The following is a 6,921-nucleotide window of genomic DNA, read 5'->3' on the forward strand; positions in this document are numbered from 1 at the left end:
CAGCAGCGCCGCCGCGCGCTGCTCCTGGGCGCCGCGGTGCAGCTCGGCGAGCCGGGCCACCTCCGGCGCGGACTCCGGGTGGTCCAGCTCCGCGAACGGCCGGCCCCGCCACAGCGCGAGCGCGGCGTCCAGCAGCGCCAGCCGGCGCGCCGGATCGGGCTCCCCGGCGGCGCGGGTCAGGCTGGCTTGGAACGCCGCGGCATCGAGGTCCTCCGCGGCGAGCCGCAGCCGGTAGCTGCGCGCGCCGGTCTCGATGCCGACGCCGGCGGGCAACAGCCTGCGGAGCCGGGCCACGTTCGTCTGCAGCGCACCGGCCGGATCGGCCGGTGCGGTCGAGTCCCACACCAGGTCGGCGAGGACCTCGACGTCGACCGGGCGGTCAGCGTGCAGGGCCAGCGCGGCCAGCAGTCTCCGCTGGCGGGCGCTGCGCACCGGCACCGGCCCGTCGGGACCGCGCAGCTCGACCGGGCCGAGCACGGCCACCCGCGGCACCCCGACCACCGCTGTCTCGACCACCGCGTCATCGTGCCCGGCCGCGCCACCCGCTGACAGCCGTCGCCCGGGGGTGACGGCGGGTCGACAGCGATCCGACAGCGGCCCTCGCCAGCATCACGGCCATGACCACGACCGAATCCGCGCCGGCCGCCGGCGCCACCGCCGAGCAGTTCGGCGAGCGACTCTTCACCGCCGTACTCGGCGCCCAGCTCGTGCAGGCCGCCTACCTCGGCGACCGGCTCGGCTACTACCGCGCCCTGGCCGAGAACGCCTCGACCTCGACCGAACTGGCCACCCGGACCGGCACGTCCGAGCGCTACGCCCGGGAGTGGCTGGAGCACCAGGCCGTCTGCGGCGTGCTGACCGTCGACGACGACACCGCACCCGCCACCGAGCGCCGCTTCCGGCTGCCGGCCGGGCACGCCGAGGTGCTGACCGACGTGCTCAGCCCGAACCACGTGCTCCCGCTGGCCCGGATGGTCGCCGGGGTCGGCCGGCACGTCGACGCGCTGGCCGGCGCCTACCGCACCGGCGGCGGCGTGTCCTGGGCCGAGTTCGGCCCCGACGCCCGCGAGTCCCAGGCCGCGGCCAATCGCCCCCTGTTCCTGGGCGCCCTCCCCCGCGACTACCTGCCGTCGGTGCCCGAGATCGACGCCGTGCTCCGCCGCGGCGGCCGGATCGCCGACGTCGGCTGCGGCTTCGGCTGGTCGGCGATCGGCCTGGCCCTGGCCAACCCCGACGTCACCGTCGACGGCTTCGACCCCGACGGCCCCTCGATCGAGGCCGCCCGCCGCAACGCCGCCGAAGCCGGTGTCGGCGACCGGGTGCGCTTCCACACCACCGACGCCGCGCTCGCCGAGGGCGGCTACGACCTCGTCGCGGCCTTCGAGTGCATCCACGACATGCCCGACCCGGTCTCCGTGCTCACCGCGATGCGCGCGATGGCCGAGCCGGACGGCGTCGTGCTGGTCGTTGATGAGCGCGTCGCGGAGCGGTTCAGCGCACCCGGCGACGAGGTGGAGCAGCTCATGTACGGCTGGAGCATCACCTGCTGCCTGCCCGACGGCCTGGCCCACGACGGCTCGGTGGGCACCGGCACCGTCATGCGGCCCGACACGCTCCGCGGCTACGTCCGCTCCGCCGGCTTCGCCGACCTCGACGTCCTGCCGATCGAGGACGACTTCTTCCGCTTCTACTGCCTGCGCTGACGTCCCACCGGTTGGTGGCGCCGGAGCGCGGGAGCATCGGCGCCACTCACCGGTACTGGTTCGACCTCTCAGGATTCTGGATGAGCTGACGAATCTCCTCCAGGTCTGCGGGCTCGGTCACCGAAGCGGACAGACCCATGGCCGCCAGCGCGGCGGAGATGTTGCCCGTATCCGTGAAGTCGACGTTCTGAACGCCCGAGAAGTCGATCTTCTCCGCGCCGCCGTACGTGGCCTCGAACTCACTGCGGAAGCTGTCGAAGAACTCGCTGTTCGCGCTGTACGCGATGGCCGGATGACCGTTCTGCGGGCCGGCGACCAGGACGTACCTGCTGGAGATGTCGAGCGATATGATCCAGAGGTTCCGGCTCAGCGCGATGGAGATGTCGAGCCTGGGATGCCGTCGCGCCTGCCCTACGCACGTCAAGATGCTCGCGCAGATCTCGTGCATCACACGTTTCTCGTCCCATGCTCCCCCTGCGACCTGCGCACGGGTCAGCAGAAGGCGCCTCGCCAGGTCGGTGTCCCTCGGGTCCATGATGACGAGCTGCACACGGATCGCGCGATGGTTCGCCGTCGCGAGCTCGCCTAGCCACCGGATGGTCCGAGCCCGGAAGTAGACCCCCGTCCGCGCCCTGATCAACCACTCGCGCGTGTCTGCGACTTCCGATCGGATGAACGATCCGATCTCCCGCGACGGCAGCACCCGGACAGCCTCGCTCATGTCCGGCCCGGGAAAGACGACGATAAGAAGGATCGCAACTCCCAGCGCGGCTAGCATCGCACCTATCAATGCATCGACCACCTGGCCCAACGTCGTCGAAACTGACGCTTCCAGATCGGCGCCCGGTGCGCGGAGATACGTGAAGCGGACGATCACGAAAAGCACCAGGAGCAGGATCAGCACCGTGAGGTACGGGCGACGCAGATTCCGGGACGCGACTGGGTCCACCGACACCCTCCGGAGTGGCGCGCTTTCGGTCGATTGAGGTCAACGACAGGCAGTGTACGGCCCCGTGTCCACGCGCGTCGATTCTCGAATTTGCGCAGCAGGACTCGTCAGGCAAGCGATCGGCGCCAGCCGACCAATCTCGCCGACTGGCGCCGACCTCCCAATACGCTCCCCGGACCCATCCGCACGATCACCGACTACGCGGATCCGACGGGCGACTCACCGCGCGGCGACTCCGGAGACCGGGTGACGACCAGCAGCACCACCACGTTCGCCCACCGCGGGTGCTGGGCCACCTCCACGTCCGCGGCCCAGCAGGTGGCGGCCAGGGTCTCCCGGTGCCCGGCGAAGCGACCGGCGCCGATCCCGGCGTGGCACCACAGCACCACCCGCACACCCCGCTCGACCGGGGTGGTCCACAGGATGGTCGGCAACCAGCGGCCCGACCAGGAGTGGATGCCGTGCTCGACCATCGCCGCCCGCAGACGGTGCTGGACGAGGACGCACCGCGCGCGGTCGGCGATGACCCGACGGGCGGGTGTCCAGCCCAGCACTCCGACTGCCCCGGTCAGCAGGAGCGCGACCGCCGCCATCGGGTGGGTGGCGTCCGCCAGGGCCTGCAGGCCGGCCGGGGCCGCGACCCCGCCGGCCAGTTCGTAGCGCCAGCGCCACGGGAAGGCCAGCGGGTTGGGCTTGCGCAGGTGCGGGCCGAATTCGCGGAGGTAGGGATCGTGGTCCCACCGCCGTACTCCTGCTCTCATGGCCATTCACCTCCGGTAGGTGACGGGCGGTCGTGGACCGCTGCGGACATCGACGAGTTCACCTTCCCGGCGGCGCGTCGTCGTGCCTACCTCACGTAGGTAGGCGATAGTAGGGACCATGACTGGTCGAGTCTCCGGAACTCGGTTCACGGCCTGTCCTCTTGTCCCCATTCCCCCCTCCTGTCCCAGCTCAGTGCCCATACTGATCAGTCGTGCCAGGTCCTCGCCGGCGTACTGCACCGATGCGGTAACGTTGCGCTCCACGGTCACGATGTGCCCTACAGTCATGCCCACCCCACCTGATGTAGGAAGTGCCTACGTAAGTAGGGAGTGTGACGTAGGTGACAGAGGTAGGGGAAGGTAGGGAGGTGTAGCCGTGGCGTCGGATCTCGCCGTCGAACTGCGCCGTTTGCGCACATCCCGCAACCTCACGCAGCAGGCGGTCGCGGATGCGGTCGGCGTCCAGCGCGCCACCGTCACCCAGTGGGAGCAGGGCCGGTTCCCTCCGGCGCCCGACCGTCTGCGCCGCCTCGCCGAGTACTTCCAGGCCGGGGACGGTCTGATCGCCCTCGCCGGTCTCTCCGCGGTGGAGCCGGTCGCTCCACCCGCACTGAAGCGCATCACCACTCCCGAGCCACTGGAATGGCGCGAGTCGTCCACGTCATCGCTGCGCCGCGTCTTCGACGTCCTGGCTGATCGCCTGGTCGCATCCATCACGCGAGAGCCGTCGAGATCAAGCGGGCCCGAGCGCGTCGGCTGGCCACAAAGCATCGGGCGCGTCCACCGGCCCAGCCCCTGGAGTACCGCGCTCGCGGCTCGGACACTGCTGCTGCTCGACCGAGCCGACGTCGACTACCCGGCGATCGCCGCCACGCTGGCTGATCGCCAGCACCGCGCCGGCTGGTCCAACCGCAGCCTCGACGTGCCCCGGCCGGAAGTCACGGCGATCGTGCTCGCCACGCTGTCCCGCATCGGTGCCGCCGGGGCGGACCTCGACGCGGCGTGGACCTGGCTGGCCGGGATCGCCTCTGACGACCCCAACGGTGCCGCAGACCGCGGTCGACCATTCGTGCTGAGCGTCGTCCTGGAGAACGCAGCACCCCTGCGCCCGGAGTCCCCGGTGGTCGCCGACCTGGTGCGGCTGCTGCTCGACACCCGCCTCGAACTCGGTGGCCAGCAAGCCTGGGTATCGACACCGCGCGCGGTCGAACCGTCAGTTGTGCACACGGCTCGGGCCGTCGCGGCCCTGCGCTCCGCGACGGCCTTCGCCGACGCGCCGGAGGTCGTTGACGCGGTGGGCCGGGCCGTCGAGTGGCTGGCCGGCGAGAGCAAGGACGACGGCGTCACCGAGATCCTGCGCATCAACCCGGACGACCGCGGGCTCGATGTCCCGGTCGACCACTTCACGGCCGCGCACGTCCTCCGGGCCCTGATCGGGCAACCCGGCGTGCGCCCCGCCCGCCTGGAGTCCGCGTTGACAACGCTCTGGGACTCCTACCTCCCGGCCGAGGGGCTCTGGGCATGGAAGCACGACGGCAGGCTCCCCGTCTGGATGAACTACGACGCCGTCGTCGCCTTGCGCACTGCTGCTCTGGCCGGGTTTTCGGTTCCGCACGAGCCCTCCGGAGAACGCCATGCCCGGTCCGACGCTGCCAGCCCAGATCGCTGAGAAGCTCCCCCCTATCCCAGAATCCGCCGATCTCCTGGTCGGACTCGGCCTGCTGGTGAGCGAGCGACCGGCGCTGCACGCCTGGCTGCGCCACGTCGCCGCCGATCCCGCTCCGGTCGCGGCCATCTCGTACTGGCACGCCAACGGCTTCGCCAAGTTGATCCTGTACTGCGGGGCGAACTGCCGGGTGCGGCTGCACGTCTGGCCAGTCGGAACCAGCCCGCGTGGCGAATGGGACCCGCACAGCCACCGGTGGGACTTCGCCTCGACCGTGCTCGCGGGCGACGGACTCGACATCGTCCACCACGCGGAATCAGCGGCGGGCACGCAGTACACCCGCTACATCTACGACGGCCGTCTGATCGCCGATGGCCTGGTGCCCCTGATCGAGGTCGGCGCGTCCGAGATCCTGCGGGACAACTGCTACGCCACGACCAGCGACGTCATCCATACTGTCAACGCCAGAGGCACGGACCTGGTCGCGACACTGGTCCTGCAGGGTCCGCACGTCAACGATGCGGCGGCCGTGTACCGGACCGACGGGGTGCCGGACCGGCCGAGCCGACCGATCTCCGCCGATGAAGTGGCGCACCTGGTCCTCCAGGTGCTCGCGATCGTCGATCCGGGAGGTGCGGAGCCGAGTTGACGATCCCGCCCGCGTCCACCCTCCTCAACGAGATGGGCGAACGCCGCATCATCCGGGAGCTGATCGAGCCGCGCTACGACGGTGTGGGCGATGATTGCGCCGCGTTCGGCCGCGACCAGGTCATCACCACCGACTCGTGCGGCACCGCCCTGGTGGCCGGCATGGGCATGGACGACCCCGCGCACACCGGGTGGCTGCTGGCCACCATCAACCTCTCCGACCTGGCCGCGGCCGGGGCCGAGCCGGAGGGTCTGGTGGTCAACTACTCGCTGCCGCCGGACACCCCGGTGGACACCCTGAAGCGGATCATGGACGGGGTGGACGCCTGCGCCACGGAGCACGGCACCCGGGTGCTGGGCGGCGACATCGGGGAGGGGCGGGAGTTGCGGCTGTCCGCGACGGCCGTCGGCCGGTGTCCGCGCCGGATCACCGCCCACGGTCCGGTCGGCACCCGGCTCAGCCGGCGCGGCGCCCGCGTCGGCGACCACCTGCTGCTCATCGGGTCGCCCGGGTACCTGTGGGGGGCCGCGCTGCTGCACCACGGCTTCGCGACGCTGCCCGACGAGGACCGCGACGTGGTCTACGAGCGGGCCTGCCGACCCCGGGCCCAGTTGCGCGCCGGCCGCGCCCTCGCGGCCAAGGGGCTGGCCCGCGCCGCCATCGACGTCTCCGACGGCCTGTTCGCGGCGGTGCGCGGGTTGTGCGCGGCCAACGGCCTGGGCGCCGACGTGCGCCCGCACCTGGACCTCGACCCGGTGCTCGACGAGGTGTGCCGCGACGCCGGGGTCGACCCGTTCCAGCTCGGCCAGACCTGGGGCGACTGGTGCCTGCTGGTCGCGGTCCGCCCCCGCGAGGTCGACCTCGTGCGCAGGCTGCTGCCCGGCCGCGACCCCGGCGTCCGCGACCTCGGCGTCCTCACCGCCGCGCCCGACCGCATCCGGCTGGTCGACGGCACCGCCGAGCCGCGGCTGTGGGACGGGATCGACCAGGAGCGGTTCTCCAGCACGTCGTGGCGGGGCGACGGCGTCGTGGCGGCCCTCGACCACATGCGCGAGCTCAGCGGCGTCTAGCTGTACTGACCGGAGACGTTGGTCGAGATCATGTGACGACACGATCTAACTGATCTTGATATGGCGAGGACCTCCCGCTGTGGTGTGGAGCTGTCTGACGGCACCCACACACAACCCCAGGAG

General features: G+C 71.5%; 7 protein-coding genes. 4 read left to right on the top strand and 3 right to left on the bottom strand.

What is annotated here, in order from left to right; genetic code table 11:
* Positions 1 to 516, bottom strand: a 516-nt coding sequence (locus tag KIK08_RS35955; RefSeq protein ID WP_214407785.1) for an AfsR/SARP family transcriptional regulator, incomplete at its 3' end; no start/stop codon positions are given.
* Positions 517 to 617: 101 nt separating this feature from the next.
* On the opposite strand from KIK08_RS35955, the gene KIK08_RS35960 reads away from it, so the two are divergent.
* On the top strand, positions 618 to 1,703 hold the full coding sequence (locus KIK08_RS35960) for a class I SAM-dependent methyltransferase (RefSeq protein ID WP_214407786.1): 1,086 nt from the start codon (positions 618 to 620) through the stop codon (positions 1,701 to 1,703).
* Between the two features lie 46 nt (positions 1,704 to 1,749).
* Here the strand turns inward: KIK08_RS35960 and KIK08_RS35965 are convergent, their stop codons facing one another.
* Positions 1,750 to 2,607, bottom strand: coding sequence for a hypothetical protein (locus KIK08_RS35965; protein ID WP_214407787.1), 858 nt, complete (start codon positions 2,605 to 2,607; stop codon positions 1,750 to 1,752).
* Between the two features lie 242 nt (positions 2,608 to 2,849).
* Positions 2,850 to 3,413, bottom strand: a complete 564-nt coding sequence (locus tag KIK08_RS35970) for a hypothetical protein (RefSeq protein ID WP_214407788.1) — start codon at positions 3,411 to 3,413, stop codon at positions 2,850 to 2,852.
* A 376-nt stretch (positions 3,414 to 3,789) separates the two neighbouring features.
* On the opposite strand from KIK08_RS35970, the gene KIK08_RS35975 reads away from it, so the two are divergent.
* Genes KIK08_RS35975 through KIK08_RS35985 form a run of 3 tightly spaced genes read left to right on the top strand, consistent with a single transcriptional unit; the run spans position 3,790 to position 6,798 of the window.
* Positions 3,790 to 5,082: a helix-turn-helix transcriptional regulator gene (locus KIK08_RS35975; protein WP_214407789.1), complete on the top strand. Its 1,293-nt coding sequence runs from the start codon at positions 3,790 to 3,792 to the stop codon at positions 5,080 to 5,082.
* Positions 5,048 to 5,728 carry a hypothetical protein gene (locus KIK08_RS35980; RefSeq protein ID WP_214407790.1) on the top strand — a complete coding sequence of 227 codons (681 nt, stop codon included), beginning with the start codon at positions 5,048 to 5,050 and terminating at the stop codon, positions 5,726 to 5,728. Before KIK08_RS35975 ends, KIK08_RS35980 begins: the two co-directional genes overlap by 35 nt.
* Positions 5,725 to 6,798 carry a thiamine-phosphate kinase gene (locus tag KIK08_RS35985; protein ID WP_250558518.1) on the top strand — a complete coding sequence of 358 codons (1,074 nt, stop codon included), beginning with the start codon at positions 5,725 to 5,727 and terminating at the stop codon, positions 6,796 to 6,798. The genes KIK08_RS35980 and KIK08_RS35985 overlap by 4 nt, the downstream gene beginning before the upstream one ends.
* The last annotated feature ends 123 nt before the right edge of the window (positions 6,799 to 6,921 follow it).

It is taken from the genome of Pseudonocardia lacus, assembly GCF_018531445.1.
Lineage (GTDB): Bacteria > Actinomycetota > Actinomycetes > Mycobacteriales > Pseudonocardiaceae > Pseudonocardia > Pseudonocardia lacus.